We start from the raw sequence: 23,541 nt of genomic DNA on the forward strand, positions 1-23,541 counted from the left end.
GCGGGGGGCCGCAGGCCGACTTTTTCCGGGGCGTAGGCCTTCGGTCGGGCTACGCCCTCCCTTCACCCCACGCCCCGGAAACTTTCTCATCCTGATTGACGGGGATTCTCACCTTGATTGTCGCGCGGCAAGACGTTGCCTGCTTTCTCTGGCAGCAGCCCATAGCCCCACCAGACGAATGTACCTGGCGGTTGACTGAGAACTTCAGGCTGCTCGAAAATCGACAGCGAGATCACCCAGTTCGAATCTTTCAAAGTCAGGAGCCCGCCGCTTCCCGGGTCGCTGTGGGTCAAGTTGGTGATCTCATCGAGGAACTCCGAACCGGTCGTGGTCACGGTGAACGTCACCCAGCGCGAATCGGCGATCCGGTCGTCGCCGAAGAATGCATCCGGATTGCCGAAGCCTTTGTGCCTGGCGGCCAACTTCCTCCACAGCGCCCATGACCGGCCGGGATTGGGCGGCGGCCCCGGTGGCGTGTCCATCGTTCCGGCTGAGAGATCGGCGGCTTGCGAGCCGGTGGTCACCAGCACGATGTCGTTCGCGGCGATGTCGACCGACATCGAAGCACCTCCGCGTTCGTATTCAAGTCGATTGACAGTCATGCGGCCAGGTGATCCGGCGAACGCGATGTCGCTGACGAAGGCGCCCTTCAAGAAGTTCACCTGGTTCCTTTCAAGCCAGGCGACCAGCGGTTCGACGAAGGCTTGATGCTGGTTGAATTGCGACCGCAGTACGTTTGCCATGCTCGACAGGTCGGGAAACAAATAGACGAAGCGGTTCAGGTATCGCCGGAACTCGATGATGGTGTGCTGTGGCAGCGAACCCATCATCGTCGACCAGAGCAACCAAAATTCCGTTGTGAAGAACCTGGGGGAAAACCAGTCTTTAATGAGCTGACCGTCCAACGACGCTTCGCGGGTGAGCGAAAGTTTCGCGAGACGGAGGCCGTCGCCAAGGTTCAGCCCATACCGCTGGTCATGTATGCGGTGGAGGTTCCGATCGACGACATGGGTTTGGTCGACAAACGGGTGTTCTTTATTGAAAGTGAGGAACTGCTCTGCAACATTGATATTGGCGTAAGCTTGCGTGGGGATCTTTCCGAGCAGATCGAGAGCGCAGTGGAAGTGCCTATCGAAGATCGAACCGGGCAGGTTGTAGCCGCTTTTCGCATTGCCAGCCAAAAAGAACCCGCCGCCAAGCTTCTCGTCTGCCTCGTAAATCGTAATGTCCGGACCGGACATGTCAGCGTTCCGGATGAGTAACGCCGCCGCCGCCAAGCCCGCGAATCCGCCGCCGACAATATGCGCCTTCATTTGTCCCCTCCCAGAAACCGCGGGTTGGGAGTCCCCCCCCCCCGCATCGCCTCAAGCAAATTAACGACCACCCCGCTGCCTGATTACCCGTCGTATTTGAACTCCAAGGCGTCGAGGAAGTCACCAACGGTGCATTGGTGCCGGTCGATGGCTGCCCCGGCACGACGGCGAGGGCGGGAGCAAACATCAAGCAGCGCGAGATGCGACAGACCGTCGCGTGGTGCAACGACCCGGGGTCGGATGGATCGCCGCGCAGCCCCACGGCTTGTGGCCTCGGCAGTTGCCGCTTTACAGTTTCTTCCGGTCTGAAGCGGACATACCCGTCACCATGAACACACTTGAACTTGTTGATCCCGAACTGCGCGACGCGCTCGTGCTGCCGCCACAGCCACCGCTCGCTGCGAATTCACTGGCGCGGCGCCGCGCCGATTTGCTCAAGGTCGGAGGCGCCTTGGTACGACCCGATCTCCCCGATATCACTGCTGGCGAAATCCGCGTCGAGAGCGCGTTTGGCGCAAAGCCGGTCCGTGTCCTGACCTATCGCCCGGTCAAGTCCGACCACCCACTTTCCGCGATCCTGCATATCCATGGCGGCGGCTTCGTGATGGGTGCGCCCGAAATGAAGGATGCGGAGAACAGGCTGCTTGCGTCGGAGCTTGGCTGCGCCATCTACTCAGTTGATCATCGCCTGGCGCCGGAAGCACCACACCCGGCGCCGCTGGAGGACATCTACTCGGTATTCGTCTGGCTGCACGCCAACGCCAGCCAGCTTGGGCTCGATCCTGCCCGCATCGGCATCAAAGGCGAAAGTGGAGGCGGCGGTTTCGCGGCCGGCGTCGCACTCTATGCCCGTGACCAACAGGGACCTCAATTCGCGTTTCAGCACCTGATCTACCCGATGATCGACGACCGTACGGCAGTGCGCCAGGATTTGCATCCGTACGTCGGCGAATTTGTCTGGACGCAGGCAGACAATTATTTCGGCTGGCGTTCGCTGCTCGGTAGGGAGCCAGGCGAGGCTGGCGTCTCGCCTTATGCAGCCGCCGCGCGGGCGGCGGATGTGTCGGGTTTGCCGCCAACCTACATTTCAGTCGGCGGTCTCGATCTCTTCCTCGAGGAAAACATGGTCTACGCGGATCGGTTGAGCCGTGCCGGGGTGCCGGTCGAGTTTCACCTGTATCCGCGGGCGTATCATGGCTTTTACCGCACCCCGAATGCCCGAGTGACCAAACAGGCCGAGCATGACACGCGCGAGGCTCTGCGACGCTTCTTGCAGGGGTAGCACCACAGACGCCCGGTTTTGGTGTGGCCGCGGCCTCGATCGAGCACCCACACTGTGGCATCATCGAAGGGTGGCTGCTCGATCGCTCTGGACCGGTGAGAGCATGCGCGGGGATTGATGGAACTGCCCTTTCGAGCGAGCGCGCCAGGCACAAGGAGCAAAGTTGCGCAGGGGCCACTGGTTCGCTGGCTGCTCGCATACGGCACATTCAGCGTGCCACAAGCCGCGGGTCCGATCGCATTCGCTCTGCTGGCGATTCCGCTTACCGGCAACCCGGGCGACGGCGCTGCCTTTGTGCTGGCGATAACGGTCGCGCAGGTCATTGGCGCGGTGCCGGTGGCACGGCTCGGACGCAAGAGCAATGCAGTGTCCTTCCTGAAGGCGCTGGTCGCCATCAGGGCATTGTCACTCATCGCGGTGGCCGTCCTTGCGATGATTCAGGCGCCCTTCGTGGTGCTGATTGCTGCGGCAGCGTTGAGCGGTCTCGTGAATGGCGCAGCGTTCGGTTTTTTGCGATCCGTCCTCAATCACCTTGTTGAGCCATCCCGCCTGCCCAGAGCGCTTGGTCTTGCTTCGACACTCAACGAATTCACGTTCGTCGCGGCACCGGTTCTCGCGTCGGGATTGGGGACGATCAGTCCCGTCTTCGCGCTCCTGATGTTGACGATCCTGGGCACAGCACCCTTTGTTCTCGTGCCGAGCATATCGAATGCGCGGGCTTCCGAGCCGGTGGAAGGAAGGGGCACCTTGCTCGCGCCTTCCATCATTCTGTGGCTCGCCTGCACGGCCGCCAACAGCGCCGTCGTCTCCTCGATCGAGATAGGGTCTGTGTCGCTTGCGATGCGTTATGGGTTTGCGCCATCGGACGGCTTCATTTTCACCCTTGCTCTGTGCCTCGCGTCGGTGACCGGGGGCGTTTGGGTCAGTGCTCGAAATCGGATGCCACGCCGCTTCGCCGTGGTTCTCTATCTCAGCGCGATGAGCGCGGGGGCTGCCCTCATTGCGCTCAACCTGTCGGTCATGGCCACGCTGGTGGGAGCAGTCATCGTTGGATGCGTTCTCGCGCCCCTGGGCACATACTACTCGCTGATGCTCGACGCGCTGTCAGCACCGCACCGGAAAGCCGAGGTGTTTGCGTTGTCCAGAACTGCGAATTCGATCGGCATCATCCTGACGAGCGCCAATCTCGCCCTGACCTCGCTCGCCGTCACGCAGGTGATGTCCGCCGCACTCATCTTCTTGGCGACGGCGACCGTTGCGACCATATCTTTGCTGGCCCGTGCTTCGCGCGTTCGGTGATCCGGCGGCCCATGAGTTGGATGACGCGGAACCGTGGTATCCGCCCTCAGACACCGCCAACCTGGCAATCGGGGTTCGGCAGTTGCAAGGCGGTGAGCAATTACCAACTCAGCGGCCTTGAACCTTACTGCACTACCACAATCGTTGTTCGCTTCATCCAGGTTGGCTAGCGCAATGTTGCGCTGGAACGGCGCTGTGGCAATCATCCCCTCGCCAGCAGCGCGATTGACAAACCGAAGTCAGTGGGTTGCTGTCCATGTCCTACTCGCTGGGTTCGTGCCCAGATAACGAGACAAGACGTGGTTAGCGTGCTCACGCGCTATGGGGGGTCTTGATGGAACAGATCGTCGGCAGCGGCAAATTTACCTACGATGTGAACGAGAATTGGGCCCATGTGCCGCCGGGCATCGAGATGAAGCCTGCGGCCGTGGCCGTTGACTCGCGGGACCGTGTGTTCTGCTTCAATCGTTCCAACGAACATCCCGTATTGATCTTCGACAGCAATGGCGATTTCCTCATGTCATGGGGTGCCGGAATGTTCCGATACCCGCACGCCATACGCTTTGATGCGCAGGACCGTGTCTGGCTTACTGACGAGCATCACCAGCAGTTCATGCAGTTCACCAGCGACGGAAAGCTGCTCCGGACCATTGGCGAGAAGGGCCACCGATCGGAGACCGGCGTGCCCGAGGACGATTTTTCATCCCAGGCTTGGCGCCAGGTGACGCATGGCGGTGGCCCATTTAACCTTCCCACCGACATTGTCGTCGTGCCGAACGGCGACATGTACATGACCGACGGCTACGGCAATGCGCGGGTTCACAAGTTTTCCGCCGACGGTCGGCACCAATTCTCTTGGGGTGAGCCCGGCACCGGTCCCGGCCAATTCAATCTGCCACACGGGATCTGGTATGATCGGCGGGGTCGCCTGCTTGTGGCGGACCGTGAGAACAACCGTGTGCAGGTCTTCGATCTTGACGGCAATCTGCTGACAATTTGGCCCACCGAGTTGATCGGACCGGCGTTCTTTTACGTCGACGATGAGGACACGGTGTATATTCCAGAACACAACGCTGGCATGTTCAGTATCGTCACTCTGGATGGTGAACGTCTGGCGCGATGGGGCGCACCAATCCACAAATCGATCCACGGTGTTTGGGGTGATTCGCGGAGGAACATCTACGTTGTCCAGCCTGGCGAATGGGGACGCGTACGCCGGATCGTCAAGTACACGCGGCGGTAAGAACGGCAGCCGGGACTCTTCTCCGCACCCACGCCCATTACGAGCGACGCCGCAGCCGCATCAACCTGCCCACGGTGTGTGGCGCCAATGATAGGCTCGTCAATCGGCGTCCAAAATTGGCTCGGACTTGGCGAGGGCCAAGCGATCTTCAACCTCCGATCTGTGCACCAACGCCGTGTCGCGGTGGAGCTTCGTTCAGATGAAGTGATGGAAACCGGTGTCAGCGTTACACATAGCTGTTTACGCTCAACACTAAGAGGTCGCCGCTCCGACGAAACCGCCAGCCCGCGATTTCAGCTCACTCCGCCGTCAAAACGCGGCGCGCTGCTACTGCAAGGTCGTCCGTCGTCGTGCGCCATATGCCGCTCTTGCCCAGCATGCGAGTCAACGCCTCCCGCAGCCAGCGGATCCGCTGCGGCTGACCGATGATCCACGGATGCAGGGTCAGGTTGAACACCGTCCCGCCATTCCCCTGGCAGCCCTCTTCGTGCAGCACCGCAAACGCTTCAGCGACGTTGTCCGACCATACCGGCGCGGTCACACCCCGCAGGCGCATGCTCTCCAGATCGTTCCATTCCGGCTGCGACGGCAGTGCCAGCAACCTGCCATCCAGCAGATACGGCCGATCGTCGTTCGGCCAGTCGGTGGTGTAATCGAATCCCGCGTCAATGAGATACGCAGGCGTATCGGCCGACTCGTTGAAATCCTGGCCGCACCAGCCCCGTGGGACCGTGTTGGTCGCGGCGGCGATGGCATCACGCGCTTCGACGATGAACGCCCGTTCCTCCTGCTCCGACATGCGGCTGGTGATGCGCCGTGTCGCGAAATCACCGTGCGCCATGAAGCAGGCGTTGCGGCGTACCAGTTCGCCGACCAGTTCGGGGAATTGCTTCGCCGCCGCCGACCCCAGTGCCACCGAGGGCGCCAATCCGAACTGATCCAGCACCTCGAGCACCCGAAAGATGCCGACCCTGTTGCCATAGGCTCGCTGGCTCCAGGTCAGCCAGTCCGGATGGAACTTGCCCAATGGCGAAACGATCCGAGGATCCGGGAGCGCATTGTCCGGTGGCGCCAGCTCCCAGTGGTCGACCATGACCGTCACCGTCAGCGCGATGCGCGCGCCATCAGGCCAGACGAAACGAGGCGCATCAGGCAGTGCCCGAAACGGATAATGGGCATGGTCCATGCCGGCCTCACGCGGTTCATTGACCGGCGGGACCTTGGACGGAACGAACTCAGCCATGGGCAGCCTCCCTGGCAGCGAGATGCGCTTCAACGCTGGGCAGGTGCTGCGTGTTGAACCAGTCGACAATCTCCGACCCGCGCGCAAGCCAGACCCCGGAATGCGACAGGATATATTCCAGGGCCGAACGGACCGCCCGAATCCGATGCGGCTGCCCGACCCAGTACGGATGCAGGGCGATACACATCACACGGCCCTGCTCGGCACCTTCCGCATAAACCGTGTCAAAATAATCCCGTATCTGCCGAGCGAATTCCTCAGCCTCTTCGCCGCGCCGGTGCAGCAGGACGTCGTTCAGTTCGACCGTATAGGGAAGCGAAACCAAGCGTCCGGTTTTGACTCGCAATGGAAATGGCTGATCGTCGTGATACAGATCGGCCGTATATGTGTAACCACATTCCGCGGCGAGATCGAATGTGTTCAACGTGTTGGTGATCGCCGGGCTGAACCAGCCCTTCTGTTCGCGCCCGGTCAGCCTGCGATGGATCTCGCGCGATTCCTGCATCGCCGCGCGCTCTTCCTCCGGCGAGAAATTCCAGTGGTAGCGGGTGTTGTAGATGCCATGCGACATCAGTTCCCAGTTGCGCTTTTCCATCGCTTCCAGGATCGCCGGGAAGTGCTGAATCACGGTCATCGACAGGCTGACCGTGCAGGGGATGTTCAGGTCGTCCGTCAACTGAAACAGCCGCCACAGCCCCACGCGGTTGCCATAGTCGCGCACCGCGTAGCCAAGCACGTCCGGATGCGGGCTGCGTGGCCACGGATCGCGCACCCGCACATATTTCGGCAGGTACTCGTAGTGCTCGATATTCGGCACCACCCACAGCGCCACGCGAGCGCCATTGGGCCAGCGCAAGGCCGGGCGGTGCATGATAGGGGAGTAGGGGACCAGGGCGGGGTCCATGGCACGCTCCGTATCGGGTTCGGGGAAAGATTAGGCCCAGCGGCTCAGACCGTGCCAGAGGCCCCGCACTGCAAGAGCGCGGAGGTCGGTAATAAGGGCATCATCGGCCGCCCGCCCCCGACGTCGGCGGCCGTTGGTCTGGCCGTTCTCGATGCTTTGCAATCTGGGCACGCCAGCGGGGATCCGAATCTGCCCCTCCTATGCGACGCAGCCGTGCTCGGAAGTTCACTGCGGCAGCAACCCCAGTGGTTCCCCATCAGCTTTGACGCAGACTCTCTCATTATTGGGGGCCAGCGCTATCTTACTGCTGCCAAGGCCGCGATTGGAAAAGTTCGACGCTTGGCCGTGGTCCATCAACTTTCGTCGGTCGCCAGATCGCAAATCTATTCCCAGCGCTCGCTACGGCGGCGGGCGTACAAGTGCGTCTTCATTGGGGGACGGACAGACGATCCCGAGGGAATCGAGAGCAATCAGTGGCGAACCTATACGTCCAGGTTCGCTACTTTCAGCGCATTCCCCACGATAAAGTCCCGTCGAGGCTCCACGACATCGCCCATCAGCGTGCTGAACACCTGGGCGGCATCTTCCGAATCGCCAACCTTCACCTGCAGCAGCGTCCGGATCGACGGATCGAGCGTCGTCTGCCAAAGCTGGTCGGGGTTCATCTCACCCAACCCTTTGAACCGCTGCACCGACAGCCCACGCCGCCCGTGCGCGATTATGCGGTCGTAGGCCGTGGCCGGCCCTGCCACGGTGGGCTCCTGCGAATCCAGCTTCAGCTTGGCGGGCACGCTGAAGCGCTGAGCGAGCGCGGTTGCCCGTTCCGCCAGCCACCGAGCCTCGGCACTGCGCAGGGCGGACGATTCCAGCGCATACCGCTCCGCCACGCCGCGGACGGTACGGGACAGCGTCAAGCCGTTGTCGGCGCTGACGACCCAACCGCGTTCGGTTGGCAGCGATACCGCGTTCAGCCGTGTGACGAATTCCGGCGCGGCGGCCGTTGCCCGTACCGCATCGGGGGTCAGCACACCGGCGATCGCTGCTTGCTCCAGCAACGCCACCGGAATGACCGAGGACAGCCGCTTCAGATTGTGCGACGCCTCCCGCAGCAGGTTCACCTCGCGCCGCAGATCCTCGTGCTCATGCACCTCGCCGTCGGCGTAGGTCAGGCGTGCATCCGCCAGGGCCTTGTCCAGCAGGAACGACTCCAGTGCGTTGTCGTCCTTCAAATACCGCTCATCGCTGCCTCGTTTGGCTCTGTAAAGCGGCGGTTGGGCGATATACAGATGCCCACGTTCGACCAACTCGCGCATCTGGCGGAAGAAGAAGGTCAGCAGCAAGGTGCGGATGTGCGATCCGTCGACGTCGGCGTCCGTCATGATGACGATCCGGTGATAGCGTAGCTTGCCGGCGTCGAAGCCGCCCTGCTCGACCGCGCCCGGCCCGATGCCGGTGCCCAGCGCGGTGATCAGCGTGCCGATTTCCTGGCTGCCCAGCATGCGGTCGAAACGCGCCCGCTCCACGTTCAGGATCTTGCCCTTCAGCGGCAGGATCGCCTGGAACTTGCGGTCGCGGCCCTGTTTGGCGGACCCGCCGGCGCTGTCACCCTCGACGATGAAGATTTCGCACTTGGCGGGGTCGCGTTCCTGGCAGTCGGCCAGCTTCCCGGGCAGTGTCGACACGTCCAGCACGCCCTTGCGGCGGGTTAGTTCGCGCGCCTTGCGGGCGGCTTCGCGGGCGGCAGCGGCGTCCATCACCTTCTGGATGATGCCTTTCGCCTCTTTGGGATGCGTCTCGAACCAATGCGACACGGCATCGGCGACCGCGGCCTGCACCACCGGCTGCACCTCGGACGACACCAGCTTGTCCTTGGTCTGGGAGGAGAATTTCGGGTCCGGTACCTTTACCGACAGCACTGCTGTCATGCCCTCGCGCATGTCTTCGCCCACAAGTTCGAGCGAATCCTTCTTGCCCATGCTCTGGGCGTATTTCGTCACCACCCGGGTCAGCGCCTGGCGGAAGCCGGCCAAATGGGACCCACCGTCACGCTGCGGGATGTTGTTGGTGAAGCACAGCATCGTCTCATGGAAACTGTCGTTCCACGACAAGGCGAACTCCGCGCGAATGCCCTGCGCGTCATCGGTGGTCCGCAGGCTGATCGGCGGGGTGAAGACCGCATTCTTCGAGCGGTCCAGCCAGTCGACGAAAGCGACCAGGCCGCCATCATAGCGCATGACGCTTTCGACCGCCGGTGTGTGCCGCTCATCGCGCAGCACGATCGTCATGCCGGAGTTCAGGAACGCAAGCTCCCGCAGCCGCCGCTCCAGCAGCGTGTAATCAAATTCGGTCTTGGTAAACGTGCCGGGGCTGGCCTTGAAGGTCACTTCCGTGCCGGTGGGACGGTCGGACGGGCCGACAATCTCCAACGGCCCGTCGGCCTCACCATGCTGGAACCGGATGCGGTGTTCCTGGCCGAGGCGCCAGATTTTCACCTCCATCCATTCGGACAGCGCGTTCACTACCGCCGCGCCGACGCCGTGCAACCCACCAGACACTTTGTAGGAGTTCTGATTGAACTTCCCGCCGGCATGCAGCCGCGTCAGCACGACTTCAGCCGCCGAGATGCCTTCTTCCACATGAATGTCGGTTGGAATGCCCCGCCCGTCGTCCCGCACGGTGACGCTGCCGTCACCGTTGAGGGTGAGTTCGACACGGGACGCGAATCCCGCCTGGACCTCATCCACCGCGTTGTCGATGATCTCGAACGCCATGTGATGCAGGCCGGAGCCGTCGTCGGTGTCCCCGATATACATGCCGGGACGGCGGCGCACGGCGTCGAGGCCTTTGAGGACCGAAATCGAGGCGGCGTCGTACGCTTCGGGGTCAGAATCGGGGGGCGGCGCGGCGTTGTCGGACATGCCGGGGAACGACTCCATACGATGGGATTGATACTCTAGATATATAGCAGCTACAGGACCGTTGGGACAGAGGCTGCGTCGGTTTCCGGACGAAGAAAACGATCGTCAGGGTGAAGGCCGCCGCCGCCCGTGGCAAAGGCCTCCGCCTGCGCGGCCAGGGGCAGGAACGTATCGGCATCCGTGCCGGTGACGATGGTCTGTGCCTGTAGCGATGCAAGGACGTTCCATAGCGCGCGACGCCTGTCAGCGTCCAGATGTACGGCGGGTTCGTCGAGCAGCAGCAGGGGGGCGAAACCGCGCGCGCGGGCGATCAGGCCGGCATGTGCCAGGATGACTCCAATCAGCAGGGCCTTCTGCTGGCCGGTGCTGGCCAGGGCAGCCGGCGTCCCGCTGGTGACGTCGGTCAGCCGCATGTCGGTGCGGTGTGCGCCCAGGGCGCTGGTGCCGGCGGCGGCGTCGCGAGGGCGGTTGGCTTCCAGGCCGGCGCGCAGCCAGTCCTCCACAGCCAGGGCCGGACCGGTTTCCAGGCGTTCGGCGATCGGGCAGACCAGATCGATGCGGGCGGGCGGGAAGGCGCCTGCTTCCGCCTCGATCTGGGCGTTCAACCGGGTCACCAGGGCCAGGCGGGCGGCGGAGGCGGCGACGGCGTGGCGAGCGATGGAGTCCTCCAGGCCGGCCAGCCAGGAACGGTCGTGGCGGCCTTCCGCCAGCAGGCGGTTGCGGCTGCCCACCGCCGTGTCGTGCGATGCCATTTCGCGGGCATGGCCAGGTTCCAGCGCCCAGACCAGCCGGTCGAGAAAGCGGCGGCGGCCGGACAGTCCCTCCTGGAACAGTCGATCCATCTGTGGCGTCAGCCAGACCGCGGCGATCAGGCGGGCGATGTCGGCCTGGCTGCGCGGGGCGGCGCCGTCCAGGCGGAAGACGCGACGGTCGGAGTCGGGTTCGGCGCCGGTGCCGATGCTGGTTTCGCCGTCGCTGGTGTGCAGGCGGGCGTTGACCGCCCAACCGCCGGAGCCGCCTTGCCGCGGCAGGTCGGCGTTGCGGGCGCCGCGCAGGCCGCGGCCGGGGACGAGCAACGACAATGCCTCCAGCAGGTTGGTCTTGCCGCTGCCGTTCGGCCCGTACAGCACGCTGATCCGCGCGGCCGGACGCCAGGTCAGCGCCGGGTAGTTGCGGAAATCGGTCAGGGTGAGGCGGTTGAGGTGAAGCACTCGGCCAAGATGGCGATATCGCGCCCCGGCGTGAAGGCGGTGCGTTGCAACGGCCGCCCAGGCGTCAGCCCTGATCCGCTTTCAGGACTTCCCCGGCCAGGTAGAGACTGCCACAGATCAGCACACGGGCCGGTACGCCGGTACGCGGAATGGCACGCAAGGCGTCGACGACTCGGGGGCCGGGCCGAGCGACGCCGCCGGATGCGGCGACGATTGCCTCCACGGGCAATGCAGAATGCTGATCCGGCTCGCGCACCGCCCAGGCGGTGCTTGCCATCGGCAGCAGCGGGCGGAGGAATTCGGCGGAGTCTTTCGCCACCTTCATTCCGACGATCAGATGGGCCGGCCGGTCGGTCCAACCTTGCAGGTGTTCGGCCAGGACGACTCCGGCGCCGGGGTTATGGCCGCCGTCCAGCCAAAGTTCCCAATCCGGCGGAAGCAGCCCGGCGAGATGGCCGTGCAGGCGTTGCAGCCGGGCAGGCCATTCGGTTCGGGTCAGGCCGGCGGGATCGTGCGGCACGGGGGTGGCACGCAGGGCGGTGATGGCGATGCCGGCGTTGTCCTGCTGGAACAGGCCGGGCAGGGAGGGCGTCGGTGCCTCGATGGTTCCGGATGCATCGGTATAGCGGAAGCCGGTGGTGGTCGGGACGATGTCCCAGTCCCGGCCGCGCAGTTTGGCGGGGGCGCCGAGCGTGGCGGCGTGATCGAGCAGGATGCGGCGGACGTCGTCAGGCTGTGCGCCGATGGCGACGGGGACACCGGTCTTGATGATACCGGCCTTTTCCTTGGCGATGATCTCCACCGTCGGCCCCAGCAATTCGCGATGGTCGAGGGAAATCGAGGTGATGGCGCAGGCGGACGGCGGGTCGATCACGTTGGTGGCGTCGCCCCTGCCGCCGAGACCGACCTCGAGGACGCACAGATCGGCCGGCGTTTCGGCGAACAGGTGGAAGGCGGTGGCGGTGATGACCTCGAACACGGTGATGGGGGCGTTGTCGTTGACCCGCTCGATGTACTCCATCGCGGCGATCAGGCGGTCGTCCGTCACCAGCTCGCCGGCGACGCGGATGCGTTCGTTGAAGCGCACGAGATGCGGGGATGTATAGACATGCACGCGCTGTCCCGCTGCTTCCGCCATGGCGCGTATGAACGCGCAGGTGCTGCCTTTGCCGTTGGTGCCCGCCACATGGATGATTCTGGGCAGGCGCCGTTCCGGGTGGTTCAGGCGGCCGAGCAGGACACGCAGCCGGTCAAGGCTGAGGTCGATCAGTCGGGGATGCAGCCGCTCGAGGCGAGCGGCGATTTTTTCGACGGCGTCGTTCACGCGGCTGCCTGATGGTCCTTCTGCGTCAGAAGCCCGATGATCCGGGCGAGTGTCGCCTGCATCTCGGTGCGCTTGACCACCATGTCGATGATGCCGTGCTCCAGCAGGTATTCGGCGCGCTGGAAGCCCTCGGGGAGTTTTTCACGGACGGTTTGTTCTATAACTCGGGGGCCGGCGAAGCAGATCAGGGCACCGGGTTCGGCGATCTGGATATCGCCCAGCATGGCGAAGCTGGCGGTGACGCCGCCGGTGGTCGGGTCGGTCAGGACGACGATGAACGGCAGGCCGGCATCCTTCACCAGGCGGGTGGCGATGACGGTGCGCGGCATCTGCATCAGGCTGATCGCGCCTTCCTGCATGCGGGCGCCGCCGGAGGCGGTGAAAACGATCAACGGCACCTGCTGCAATACCGCCAATCGGGCGGCGGCGATGATAGCGTCCCCCACCGCGGCACCCATGGTGCCGCCGATGAAGTTGAAATCCATGACCGCGACGACGGATTTCAGGCCGCCGATCATGCCGTGGGCGACGGTGATGGCATCGTCGGTATGGGTCTTTTCCCGAGCCTCCTTCAGCCGGTCGGCATAGCGCTTGGTGTCACGGAAGCGCAGGGGGTCGGCGACGGTTTTCGGTAGTTCGATCCGGGTGTAGGCGTTCTCATCGAAGGTCCAGTCCAGCCGTTCCGTCGTCGTGGCGCGCATATGGTGGCCGCAATGCGGGCACACCTTGCGATTGGTCGCCAGGTCGCGGTGGAAGATCATCTGCTGGCAGGCGGGGCACTGGTGCCACAGATTGTCCGGCACGGAGGACCGGGCGAACAGGGTGCGGATCTTCGGTCGGACGTATTCGGTGAGCCAGCTCATGCGCGTGTGGATAGCGGCGGCGGTGGCTGGGAGCAAGCGGGGGCTTGCCGGGTTCGCCTCGCGGCGGCCGATGCCGGCGTCATCCGGCCGATCGATGTCACCTTCCGGTCAGCACGTCCGAAGGAGCGCCGTTCGCGGTTGAGATGGTTCGTCTTCTTCGGCATACGGATGGGTGATCGGGACTCCAGGGGATATCGGCAAATTTGCTGACCTGGAACCATTCTGTTTGGTACTGTGACCAGAACATGGCAAAATCGTCAAAAATCAGCCGGCGAAGCAGCCGGAAGCCGCGCGTTGGCACAATGGGGGGATTTGCTCATGCCGCATGTTCAGTACACGTGCGTCGTGTTGGGGCTGACGCCCGCGGCCGCCAGGACTATTTTATCATGAATTCGCACTGAGTCGGCCATGCCAGCGCCACGAGCAGTACAACAAGTCTTACAGGAAACATGACGTCTCGAACCGGACTGAATACGAATGCCATGCGGATTTTACCGCGGCGCGCGTGCCTCCGCGCGGCGATATCGTGTGGGTCATCGGCCATTGAGCTGGCCGCGGGGGAAAGGTACGAGGCATGGCGGAACTGACCTTCGGCATCGCCGCATATGCGGCTTCCGGCGGGGGAGCCGGCGACGAATCCGATGTTTCCTGGCCTTCGCCAGGGGATGCCACTCGGCGGCCGCCGGTGCCGGCGCTGCTGCGGCGGCGAATCGGCCCGATCGGCCAGGCCGCCCTGCGTGTCGCATGGACGTTGCCGCGGGCGGAAGACGCTCGGCTTGTCTTCGCCTCGCGCCATGGCGAATTCGACCGCACGTTGACCATGCTTGAGCAGGTCGCCGACAAGGATGGGCCGTCACCGGCCGATTTCAGCCTGGGCGTGCATAACGCGCTGCCCGGCCTGCTGTCGGTCTGCATGCGAAATCATGGCGGCCACACCGCCTTGGCGGCCGGCATCGACAGTTTCGGTTTCGGCCTGATGGAGGCCGCCGTCTGCCTGGCCGAGAGGCCGGAACAGCCGGTCATTCTGGTCTACTACGATGCGGCCCTGCCGCCGGGCTACCCGGATGCGACGCCGGCCCGAACGGAAGCGGCGCTGGCATTGGGGATTTTGCTGATGCCTCCGTCTGAAGCACCCGATCAGGTGGCGATGGCGGCGACTCCGGCGGGCGCCGCCGAACCTGGTGAGGCCGCCGCCGCGGTGTTTCTGCGTTTCCTGCGGACGGCCGCCCCGGCGGCGGGTACCGTCGGGGAACGGATGCGCTGGGATTGGCGCCGTGCTTGACCCGATCCGGCACATCTGGCGCGTCCTGGTCACCGGATTCGCGTTCGCGTGCTTCTTCCTGGGCGGCGCTGTGCTGGCGGGGGTGGTGTTTCCTTTGCTCGCGATCCGGAACGAAGGCAAGCAGGACCGCACGCAGCGCCTTATCCACCACGTATTCCGTTTCTACCTGCTGATGCTGCGCGGCCTGGGCCTGATCGGACTCGAGGTCATCGATGGCCAGCGGTTGGTCGCGGGGCAGGGGAAAATCATCGTCGCCAACCATCCGACATTGCTTGACGTGGTGTTCCTGATGGCGCTGACGCCGCGCGTGCGCTGCATCGTCAAGCACGAGTTGTGGGACAACCGGTATCTGAAGGGTGTGATGCGCGCGGCCGGGTACATCCGCAACGACCTGGCGCCGGACGCGACCATCGCCGCCTGCCGGGAAGCCCTGGACCAGGGCAACAACCTGATCGTCTTCCCGGAGGGAACGCGTTCCGTGATCGGCGAGCCGCTGCACTTCCAACGCGGGGTCGCCAACATCGCCCTGCTGACCGGGGCGCCGATTCAGCTTGTCGTGATCTCCTGCAATCCGCTGACCCTGACCAAGGGCGAGCCTTGGTATCGCGTCCCGTTGCGGCGGCCGAATTTTCGGCTGGAGATCGCCGATCCTATGGACATCCAGCGGTTCCTGGCATATCCGCACCGAGGCCTCGGCGCCCGCCGTTTGATAAAGGAGCTGCAGGAATTTTACGTCGGGAGATTGACGCATGGATGAACTCGAAGCCGAAATCAAGACCCTGATCGTTGAAGCCCTGAAGCTGGAGGACCTGGAGCCAGGCGCGATCGCCAGTGACGAGCCGTTGTTCGGCGAGGGGCTGGGCCTGGACTCGATCGACGCCCTGGAACTGGGTGTCGCATTACGGAAACGCTACGGTATCCGAATCGAATCGGTGACTGACGAAGTCAAGGCTCATTTTGCCAACGTACGGAGTTTGGCGCTGTTCATCCGTAGCCGGCAGGGAGCATACCAATGACATCGATATTGTCGCGAGATGAAATCCTCGCTCGCCTCAGTGCGGACCTGCAGGAGATGTTTGAGATCCCGGCCGAACGCATCACCCTCGAAGCTCGGCTTTACGAGGATCTCGACCTGGACAGTATCGATGCGGTGGACCTGATCGTGAAGCTTGGCGAATTGACCGGCCGGAAGATCAAGCCCGAAGCGTTCAAGTCGGTGCGCACAGTCGGCGACGTCGTTGTTTGCGTGGAAGCGACACTGGCGGATGGCGGGGATGCCGTACCCTACGCGGTTGCCTGACCTGCTTCCGGTCGTGGCGGTTGCCGGCAGCGTCATGTATCCATTCCTGGTGTATTTCGGCCTGCCCTACCTGCCGCCCGGTCCGCTGGTTGCCGTGGCCGTCGGACTAGGCGGCCTGCACCTGCTGCGGCAGCGCGGCCGTGGCCTGATGCCGCGCTGGGGTTTTTTGTTGATCCCGTGCGTGCTGCTGGTTTTGCTGGCTTTGCGGCCGGTCCTGGCGGCGCAGGCATATCCGCCGCTCGTCAGTCTGTGCCTGGCGGCGACGTTCGCCTGGTCGCTGGCGCATCCGCCGACCGCGATCGAGCGTATCGCGCGGCTGACATCCCCCGACCTGTCATCCGACGCCATCGCCTATACCCGCTCGGTCACCAAGGTGTGGACAGCGTTTTTCGTGGCCAACGCGGCCATCGCCATCGCCTGTGCCCTGTGGTTCCCGGTGGCTGTCTGGACCCTGTGGACCGGCTTCGTCTCCTACCTGCTGATCGGCGTTCTGATCGCCGGCGAACTGGCGGTTCGTCGCTGGAGAGCGCGGCAGGCCACGCCGTGACCGCCGTTCCGCTCGATCGTTTGTTCGTGTCCGGACGCGAACCCGGCACCCTGATGGCTGTGCGCGACGGCATCCCCTTGCGGTTCGGGGGTTTCGCCGCCGACGTCGCGCATGCGGCCGCCGCGGTCCGTTCGGCCGGCGTGGCGCGCGGTGCGGTGCTGTCCGCCGACCCATACCATTTCCTGGTCGGTCTGTTCGGCCTGATGCATGGCGGTGCAACCGTAATTCTGCCGCCGGACGGCATGCCCGGCACGCTGTCCAGTCTGCGCGACGGGTTCGATGTCCTGCTTTGCGACGAACCGCCGCCGCTGCCGATTGCAAACCTGCCGATCGAGGAAGGGCAGGACGATGCCGTGCCGCCCGGTCCACTCGACCCGGAAAGGACGACACTGGAATTCTTTACCTCCGGCTCGACCGGCGCCGCCAAACGGATCGTCAAGCCGCTGGCCATGCTCGATCGGGAGATCGCCACCCTGGATGCGCTGTGGGGCACGACGACGGGCCGCCGTCCGGTGGTGGCGACGGTGCCGCATCGGCACATCTTCGGCCTGACCTTCCATCTGCTGTGGCCCCTGGCCAGCGGCCGCCCTTTCACCAGCCATATCGATGAGATGTGGGAGACGCTGCTGGCGCGCGGCGTGGCGGACACCGTCCTTGTCACCAGCCCGGCGCATCTGACGCGTCTGAGCGGCTTACCCAGCCTGCCGCCAGGCCATGGCCCGGTGCGCATCTTCACGGCGGGGGCGCCGCTGCGGGCGGCACAGGCCCGTGAAGCCGCCACCGTGCTGGGCGTCCTGCCCACGGAGATTTTCGGCAGCACGGAAACCGGGGCGATCGCCACCCGCACCCAGCATTCCGGGGAGGAGCCGTGGACCCCGCTGCCCGCCATCCAGGTGCGAACTGACGATTCCGGGTGCATGGTCGTGCAATCGCCGTTCGGGCCGGACGGCGCACCGTTCCTGTCCGCCGATCGGATCGAGACAATGCCGGACGGCACATTTCATTTCCTCGGCCGAACCGACCGCATCGCCAAGATCGAGGGCAAGCGGGTGAGCCTGGTGAGGTTGGAGGCGGAACTCGCGGCGCTGCCGTGGGTGGACGACGTGGCGGCGGTGGTCCTGGGTGGCTCGCCGGAGCGGCTTGCGGCGGCTGTCGTTCTGACCGCGGAAGGCCTCATCCGGCTGGACAGCCTGGGTGCGTTCCGGCTTGGCCGGGATCTGCGCCGGCAGTTGTCGCGGCGGCTGGAACCGGCGTGGCTGCCGAAATCCTGGCGGTTTGTCGAGGCGCTGCCGCAGGGCGCGATGGGCAAGCGGCGCGACGCGGATATCTGGGCATTGTTCGCGCCGGCCGCGGGCGGTGCGGCGTGATGTGTGCCCCGATCGTGCGGGCAGCCGCCGCCGAGAACGGGCAGGTGACGCTGGAGCTCGACCTTCCCGCCGATCTGCCGTGTTTCCGGGGGCACTTTCCCGGCTTTCCGGTTCTCGCCGGCGTGGTGCAGCTTGATTGGGCGATGCGGCTGGGGGTGGCGCATCTGGCGTGCGGCCAGCCCAGCGCGACCGATTTCCGGGTCAAGTTCAAGCGGGTGATCGTGCCCGGCGACCCGTTGACGCTGGTGCTTCAGCACGACGCGGGCCGCGGTCGGCTGGATTTCGTCTATCGCATTGGTGATTTCGTTGCTTCGCAGGGCCGGGTCATGCTGGCCCCGCCATGACCGTTCGCATCTGTGCGATCGTCCCGAGCTACAACCATGCCAGTGTCGTGGGCGACGTGGTTGCCAGGCTGAGCGCGCTCGGGCTGCCAGTCTTCGTGATCGATGACGGCAGCGGGGCGGCGGTGGCCACCACCTTGGCCGCTCTGCACGATCCGGCGCGGGGAGTCCGGGTGACTCGGTTACCGGTCAATGGTGGCAAGGGGCTGGCTGTCCGAGAGGGCTTCCGGCTGGCGCGCGATGCCGGCTTCACGCATGCCCTGCAGGTCGACGCGGACGGCCAGCACGACTTGGCCGTGGTGCCGCGGATGCTGGCCATTGCGGCGCGCCACCCCGGTGCCGTGGTCGGCGGCCAGGCCGTGTTCGACCGTTCGGTGCCGATCGGCCGACGGATCGGCCGCTGGATCACCCATGTCTGGGTTTTCATCGAGACATTGTCCTTCGTGGTCACCGACAGCATGTGCGGCCTGCGCATCTATCCGCTGGAGGCGGCCGTCGGGGTCGTCAACGCCGAACCGGTCGGCGACCGGATGGATTTCGACACCGCGATCATGGTCCGCCTGTGCTGGCGCGGTTTGCCGATGGCGATGGTGCCGGTTCACGTCAGCTATCCACCTGGCAACACGTCGAATTTCCACCTGTGGCGCGACAATTTGCGCATCACCTGGATGCACACGCGGCTGGTGTTCGGCATGCTGGCGCGACTGGTGACAGGTCGCCTCCGGCGCCCGCGCCGTCCGGACCAAACCACGCACTGGGCATCGCTGGCCGAACTGGGCGTCGCGTTCGGCCTGCGCTTCGGCGTCGTCGTCTATCGCCTGATCGGACGGCGCGGCTGCCTGACGGTCATGGCTCCGATCGTGGCCTACTACTATCTGACGGCGGGGGATCGGCGGCGCGCTTCGCGGCGGTTCCTGGAACGGGCGTTCGCTGCCGCCGGGGAGGCGGGGCGTCCCAACGGGTTGGATGGATTGCGGCACTTCATGCGGTTTGCCGAACGTATCCTCGACACCTTCGCCGCCTGGACCGGCGGCATGCGGGCGGATGCGGTCGAGCCGGCGGACCCGGCGGCACTGGCCGCGTTCACCGCCGATCCGCGTGGCGGCGTGGTGATTGTCGGCCATCTCGGCAATACCGACGTTTCGCGTGCCCTGCTGGATCCGGCGACCCGGGAACGGCTGCTGGTGTTGATGCACACAGGCCATGCAGAAAACTACAATCGGGTGCTGCGCGAAGTCTCACCGGATGCGGTGGTGAATGTCTTTCAGGTGACCGATATCGGCCCGGATACGGCGATCGCCCTGCGCGATCACGTCGATCGCGGCTGCTGGATCGTTATTGCCGGCGACCGCACCCCGGTTCGCAGCCAGGGCAGAATCGCCCATGTGCCGTTTCTGGGCGCACCGGCGCCATTCTCGCAGGGCCCGTACGTGCTCGCCGCGCTGATGGAGTGCCCGGTCTGGCTGCTGTTCTGCCGGAAGGCGGGCGGACGCTATCGTCTGGTGGTGGAGCGCTTTGCCGAACGGATCGTGCTGCCGCGCGGGGGGCGCGACACGGCACTGGCGGGGTATGCCGCGCGTTATGCGGCCAGGCTGCAGGAACACGCGGTCGCCGATCCGCTGCAGTGGTTCAATTTCTACGATTTTTGGGCAGGGTAGGGGCCGCATGCTGACCGTTGAAACCGTCCTTCGGGCTCAGTTCTTCGAACTCGATCCGATGAACATTGTCTGGCATGGCAATTATGCGCGGTTCCTGGAAATGGGCCGCTGCGATCTGCTGGATCGCCTGGACTACAATTATACGCAGATGCAGGCTTCGGGTTTTGTCTTTCCGATCGTCGATATGCGGTTGAAGTATGTCGCTCCGATACGGTTCCGGCAGGACTTCGTGGTGGTCACGACGTTGGTGGAATACGAGAATCGCCTGCGGTGCGATTATATCATCCGCGACCTGGCATCTCGCGCCGTCCTGACGCGGGCGCGAACCACCCAGGTGGCCGTGCGCATCGATACCGGCGAATTGTGCCTGGAAAGTCCGCCGGTGCTGATCGAGAAAGTGCGGGCTCTGGTATGAGACGGCGACGGCTTCTGCTGGTCCTGGCGGCCGGCACGTTCGCGACGGCCGCCCGGGCGCAGTATCGCGGCGTGGCGCCAGGCCAGGTGTTGCGCGGCAATTTCATGCAGGAGCGCCGGATCAAGGGATTCGACCGGCCGCTGATATCCACCGGCGATTTCGTGCTGGCGCCGGGCCAGGGGCTGATCTGGCGTACCGAAAAGCCGTTCGCCATCGTCACGGTGATCACCGCGAAAGGCCTGGTGCAGGAGGTTGGGGGCACCGAAACAACCCGGCTGGCCACGGCCCGGCTGCCATTTCTTGGCCGCCTTTACGATCTGCTCGGCGCCGCGCTGTCCGGCGATTGGCATAAGCTGGGCAGCCAGTTCCAGGTGACCCAGCAGGGCGATGCGACCCAATGGGAGCTGACGCTGGTGCCGCATGCCGGTGCCGATCCGGTCGCCATGCCGTTCCGGTCCATCACGTTGCGCGGCGGGACGTTCCTTGACGAGGTGCGGATCGTCAGGCTCGACGATGATTCGGACCACCTGGTGTTCTCTGGCCAGACCCTGGGGACCGGCGAACCGTCTGCCGCCGAGGCCGCGTTGCTGCGTGAGGCCGGAAAATGAGCCGAACGATGGCGGCGGCCTGGCTCGTCGTGGTCGTGCTGCTGGGTGTGCATCTCGCGTGGCGTGTCGAACGGGGCCTGACGTTTGGCACCGACCTGATGGCGCTGCTGCCGCGCGACGAAGCGGATCCCGCTTTGCAGCGCGTGAACGACCAGGTCGCGCAGTCGTTGTCGCGCCGGGTGGCCATCCTGGTGGGCGATCGTGACCGTGATCGTGCGCGCCAGGCCGCGACGATCATGACGCGGGATCTTGCCGGGTCTTCGCTGGTCGAGATCACCGCGCTGCCCTCCGGGCCGAAGCGATTCGCCGCGCTGGGTGCGCTGTATTTCCCCTATCGGTCGGGGCTGCTGTCGGAGGACGATCGGCAGCGCCTGCTGGACGGGCACGCCGAGACCTTGGAGACCCGCGCCTTGTCGCAAGTGTTCGGCCTCATCGGGATGGCCGATGTTCGGCTATTGCGCCGCGATCCGTTCATGCTGCTGCCTGCGTTCTTTGCCGCCCTGACGTTGCCGTCCAGCCGGTTGGGCATCGATGACGGCATGCTGTCGGTGACTGATGCCGGCATGACCTGGATATTGATCTCCGGGCGTTTGCGCGGGGACCCGTACGCCCTGGACGTCCAGGCGCGATTGAACACGGTGTTCGAAGCGGCCACGCGGGCGATTCGGGCCGGCGATCCGGACGTCCAGGTTCTGCATGCCGGCGCGGTTTTCTTCGCTGCTGCCGGCGCCAAATCCGCCATGGCGGACATGTCGACACTTGGCGTCGCGTCCAGCCTGGGTACCGTCGCCCTGATCCTGCTGGTATTCCGTGCGCTGACCCCGCTGGTGCTGACCGTGTTGGCCATCGGGGTCGGCATGGGCGCCGGTTTGTCGGTCAGCCTGCTGCTGTTCGGCGAACTGCACATCATGGCGATGCTGCTGGGGCTCAGCCTGATCGGTATCGCGGTCGATTACAGCCTGTACTATTGCGTTGAGATGTTCGCGCCCGGCCAGCGAACTCCGAACCAGCGGCTGGTGCGGGTGATGCCTGGCATCACGCTTGGATTGATCACCACGACGGTCGGCTACGCCACCTTTCTGCTGGCACCGTTTCCGGGGTTGCGGCAGGTCGCGGCATTCTCGGTGGTCGGCCTGATTGCCTCTTTCGCCACCGTGGTTTTCTGGCTGCCGCTGCTGGACCGGCGTGGGCCGGTTCGCCATGGCCGGGTGCTGTTGGCGGCGACGGCGTTGCTGTGGCGCTTCTGGGAGGCCCCGGCGCTGCGTCCGGTGCGGATCGCCGTGCTGGTTGTCCTGGCCGGCATCGGACTGGCTGGTGCCGGGCGCATCTCGGCGCTGGACGATGTGCGGCGGATGCAGTCGCTGTCGCCGGACCTGGTGGCCGAACAGGCGCGCCTGCAGCAGATCGCCGGCTTCACCATCGGCACGCAATTCTTCGTCGTGCGGGCGGCGGACACGGAAACCGCTTTGCGCCGCGAGGAAACGTTGCTCGACCGCCTGCGTCCGTTGCGGCTGGCGGGGGCGTTGGGCGGCTATCGCGCGCCGGCGTCTTTCGTTCCTTCCGCGCAGCGTCAGCGGCAGAATCGCACATTGCGGCAGGTTCGGCTGGAGACGCCGCTGCTGGCAGGGTATTTGGCGCAAATCGGCCTGCCGGCGGTTGAACTGGACACCGCGCCGGATGGAGTCCTGACTCTGGCGGCGGCGGAAAAGATCGAGCCGCTGGACGAGATTTTGGGCGAACTGACCGTCGCCGACGGCGACCAGGTCGCGCATATCGTGATGCTGGACAACGTCAGCCGGGCGGACGCGGTACGGAGTGCCGCCACAGGCATCGACGGGGTGAATTTTGTCGATCCGGCGGCGGATTTCAGCCGGCTGCTGGGGCGTTACCGGCGCCGGGTGGTCGCGCTGCTGATGGTGTCGGCGGTGCTGATGCTGCCCTTGCTGGCCCTGCGCTACCGTCTGGCGGGCGCGATCCGGGTGATGCTGCCGGCTGTGCTGACGATCGTGTTGGTGCCGATGGCCAAGGCGCTGTTGGGCGATCCGTTTACCTTCTTCGATGCGATGGCACTGGTGCTGGTGCTGTCGGTCGCTGTGGATTACGCGGTGTTTTGCGCCGAGGCCGATGCCGCGTACAAGCCGGTTGCCCTGTTGGGTGTGTGGATGGCGATGGCCTCGACGGTGCTGTCGTTCGGGCTGCTGGAACGGAGCCAGGTTGCGGCGGTGCATGCGGTCGGCAGCACCATGCTGCTTGGCGTCGTGCTGGCGTTCCTGCTGGCGCCCATGGCGGGAAGGCGGAAACAGCGTGAAGATGGTTGAAACAATGCCGACCCGAGACACCGCCGTTTGGACAATGACGTCCATGCGCCGTGTCGTGATAGCAGCGGGACTCGGACTGGCGGGCTGCGCCGTTGTCGGACCGGC

General features: G+C 64.8%; 21 protein-coding genes. 14 read left to right on the forward strand and 7 right to left on the reverse strand.

Features of this window, described 5'->3' with window-relative positions:
- Window positions 1–86: 86 nt before the first annotated feature.
- Window positions 87–1,313, reverse strand: coding sequence for an oleate hydratase (locus GSQ89_RS36820; protein ID WP_158933084.1), 1,227 nt, complete (start codon window positions 1,311–1,313; stop codon window positions 87–89).
- A 280-nt stretch (window positions 1,314–1,593) separates the two neighbouring features.
- Here GSQ89_RS36820 and GSQ89_RS36825 point away from each other — a divergent pair, with 280 nt between their 5' ends.
- From GSQ89_RS36825 to GSQ89_RS36835, 3 genes are all read left to right on the forward strand, one after another.
- Window positions 1,594–2,595, forward strand: a complete 1,002-nt coding sequence (locus tag GSQ89_RS36825; RefSeq protein WP_216856621.1) for an alpha/beta hydrolase — start codon at window positions 1,594–1,596, stop codon at window positions 2,593–2,595.
- A 117-nt stretch (window positions 2,596–2,712) separates the two neighbouring features.
- Window positions 2,713–3,894: an MFS transporter gene (locus GSQ89_RS36830; protein ID WP_158933085.1), complete on the forward strand. Its 1,182-nt coding sequence runs from the start codon at window positions 2,713–2,715 to the stop codon at window positions 3,892–3,894.
- 334 nt (window positions 3,895–4,228) lie between these two features.
- Complete coding sequence (locus tag GSQ89_RS36835) at window positions 4,229–5,137, forward strand: peptidyl-alpha-hydroxyglycine alpha-amidating lyase family protein (RefSeq protein WP_158933086.1); 909 nt, start codon at window positions 4,229–4,231, stop codon at window positions 5,135–5,137.
- Between the two features lie 298 nt (window positions 5,138–5,435).
- Here GSQ89_RS36835 and GSQ89_RS36840 read toward each other — a convergent pair whose 3' ends face one another.
- The 6 genes from GSQ89_RS36840 to accD all read right to left on the reverse strand — a co-directional run bounded on the left by GSQ89_RS36840 (window position 5,436) and on the right by accD (window position 13,600).
- Window positions 5,436–6,380: a polysaccharide deacetylase family protein gene (locus tag GSQ89_RS36840; protein ID WP_158933087.1), complete on the reverse strand. Its 945-nt coding sequence runs from the start codon at window positions 6,378–6,380 to the stop codon at window positions 5,436–5,438.
- Window positions 6,373–7,284, reverse strand: a complete 912-nt coding sequence (locus tag GSQ89_RS36845) for a polysaccharide deacetylase family protein (RefSeq protein ID WP_158933088.1) — start codon at window positions 7,282–7,284, stop codon at window positions 6,373–6,375. The genes GSQ89_RS36840 and GSQ89_RS36845 overlap by 8 nt, the downstream gene beginning before the upstream one ends.
- A 482-nt stretch (window positions 7,285–7,766) precedes the next feature.
- A complete protein-coding gene (gyrB, locus tag GSQ89_RS36850; protein ID WP_158933089.1) occupies window positions 7,767–10,202 on the reverse strand; it encodes a DNA topoisomerase (ATP-hydrolyzing) subunit B in 2,436 nt (811 codons plus the stop codon).
- A 50-nt stretch (window positions 10,203–10,252) separates the two neighbouring features.
- Window positions 10,253–11,413, reverse strand: coding sequence for a DNA replication/repair protein RecF (recF, locus tag GSQ89_RS36855; protein ID WP_158933090.1), 1,161 nt, complete (start codon window positions 11,411–11,413; stop codon window positions 10,253–10,255).
- A gap of 64 nt (window positions 11,414–11,477) precedes the next feature.
- A complete protein-coding gene (locus GSQ89_RS36860) occupies window positions 11,478–12,737 on the reverse strand; it encodes a folylpolyglutamate synthase/dihydrofolate synthase family protein (protein ID WP_158933091.1) in 1,260 nt (419 codons plus the stop codon).
- Window positions 12,734–13,600 (reverse strand): acetyl-CoA carboxylase, carboxyltransferase subunit beta, encoded by an 867-nt coding sequence (gene accD, locus GSQ89_RS36865; protein ID WP_158933268.1) that lies wholly within the window; start codon window positions 13,598–13,600, stop codon window positions 12,734–12,736. The genes GSQ89_RS36860 and accD overlap by 4 nt, the downstream gene beginning before the upstream one ends.
- 574 nt (window positions 13,601–14,174) lie before the next feature.
- On the opposite strand from accD, the gene GSQ89_RS36870 reads away from it, so the two are divergent.
- From GSQ89_RS36870 to GSQ89_RS36920, 11 genes are read left to right on the forward strand one after another with little or no spacing between them, the layout of a single operon-like run.
- Window positions 14,175–14,882 (forward strand): beta-ketoacyl synthase chain length factor, encoded by a 708-nt coding sequence (locus GSQ89_RS36870; RefSeq protein ID WP_158933092.1) that lies wholly within the window; start codon window positions 14,175–14,177, stop codon window positions 14,880–14,882.
- Window positions 14,875–15,639: a 1-acyl-sn-glycerol-3-phosphate acyltransferase gene (locus tag GSQ89_RS36875; RefSeq protein ID WP_158933093.1), complete on the forward strand. Its 765-nt coding sequence runs from the start codon at window positions 14,875–14,877 to the stop codon at window positions 15,637–15,639. Before GSQ89_RS36870 ends, GSQ89_RS36875 begins: the two co-directional genes overlap by 8 nt.
- Window positions 15,632–15,898 carry a phosphopantetheine-binding protein gene (locus GSQ89_RS36880; protein ID WP_158933094.1) on the forward strand — a complete coding sequence of 89 codons (267 nt, stop codon included), beginning with the start codon at window positions 15,632–15,634 and terminating at the stop codon, window positions 15,896–15,898. The genes GSQ89_RS36875 and GSQ89_RS36880 overlap by 8 nt, the downstream gene beginning before the upstream one ends.
- On the forward strand, window positions 15,895–16,182 hold the full coding sequence (locus GSQ89_RS36885) for an acyl carrier protein (RefSeq protein WP_158933095.1): 288 nt from the start codon (window positions 15,895–15,897) through the stop codon (window positions 16,180–16,182). The genes GSQ89_RS36880 and GSQ89_RS36885 overlap by 4 nt, the downstream gene beginning before the upstream one ends.
- Window positions 16,157–16,729 carry a hypothetical protein gene (locus tag GSQ89_RS36890; protein WP_158933096.1) on the forward strand — a complete coding sequence of 191 codons (573 nt, stop codon included), beginning with the start codon at window positions 16,157–16,159 and terminating at the stop codon, window positions 16,727–16,729. Before GSQ89_RS36885 ends, GSQ89_RS36890 begins: the two co-directional genes overlap by 26 nt.
- Window positions 16,726–18,096 carry an AMP-binding protein gene (locus GSQ89_RS36895; protein WP_158933097.1) on the forward strand — a complete coding sequence of 457 codons (1,371 nt, stop codon included), beginning with the start codon at window positions 16,726–16,728 and terminating at the stop codon, window positions 18,094–18,096. Before GSQ89_RS36890 ends, GSQ89_RS36895 begins: the two co-directional genes overlap by 4 nt.
- A complete protein-coding gene (locus GSQ89_RS36900; protein ID WP_158933098.1) occupies window positions 18,096–18,440 on the forward strand; it encodes a 3-hydroxyacyl-ACP dehydratase FabZ family protein in 345 nt (114 codons plus the stop codon). Before GSQ89_RS36895 ends, GSQ89_RS36900 begins: the two co-directional genes overlap by 1 nt.
- Window positions 18,437–20,095 carry a glycosyltransferase gene (locus tag GSQ89_RS36905; RefSeq protein ID WP_158933099.1) on the forward strand — a complete coding sequence of 553 codons (1,659 nt, stop codon included), beginning with the start codon at window positions 18,437–18,439 and terminating at the stop codon, window positions 20,093–20,095. Before GSQ89_RS36900 ends, GSQ89_RS36905 begins: the two co-directional genes overlap by 4 nt.
- A gap of 7 nt (window positions 20,096–20,102) precedes the next feature.
- Window positions 20,103–20,510 (forward strand): thioesterase family protein, encoded by a 408-nt coding sequence (locus tag GSQ89_RS36910; RefSeq protein WP_158933100.1) that lies wholly within the window; start codon window positions 20,103–20,105, stop codon window positions 20,508–20,510.
- Window positions 20,507–21,118 carry an outer membrane lipoprotein carrier protein LolA gene (locus GSQ89_RS36915; protein WP_158933101.1) on the forward strand — a complete coding sequence of 204 codons (612 nt, stop codon included), beginning with the start codon at window positions 20,507–20,509 and terminating at the stop codon, window positions 21,116–21,118. The genes GSQ89_RS36910 and GSQ89_RS36915 overlap by 4 nt, the downstream gene beginning before the upstream one ends.
- The gene (locus GSQ89_RS36920) at window positions 21,115–23,436 is read left to right on the forward strand and encodes an MMPL family transporter (protein ID WP_158933102.1); all 2,322 of its coding nucleotides are present in this window, start codon (window positions 21,115–21,117) and stop codon (window positions 23,434–23,436) included. The genes GSQ89_RS36915 and GSQ89_RS36920 overlap by 4 nt, the downstream gene beginning before the upstream one ends.
- Window positions 23,437–23,541 lie beyond the last annotated feature (105 nt).

Origin of the sequence: Acidisphaera sp. S103, assembly GCF_009765975.1 — a bacterium.
Lineage (GTDB): Bacteria > Pseudomonadota > Alphaproteobacteria > Acetobacterales > Acetobacteraceae > Rhodopila.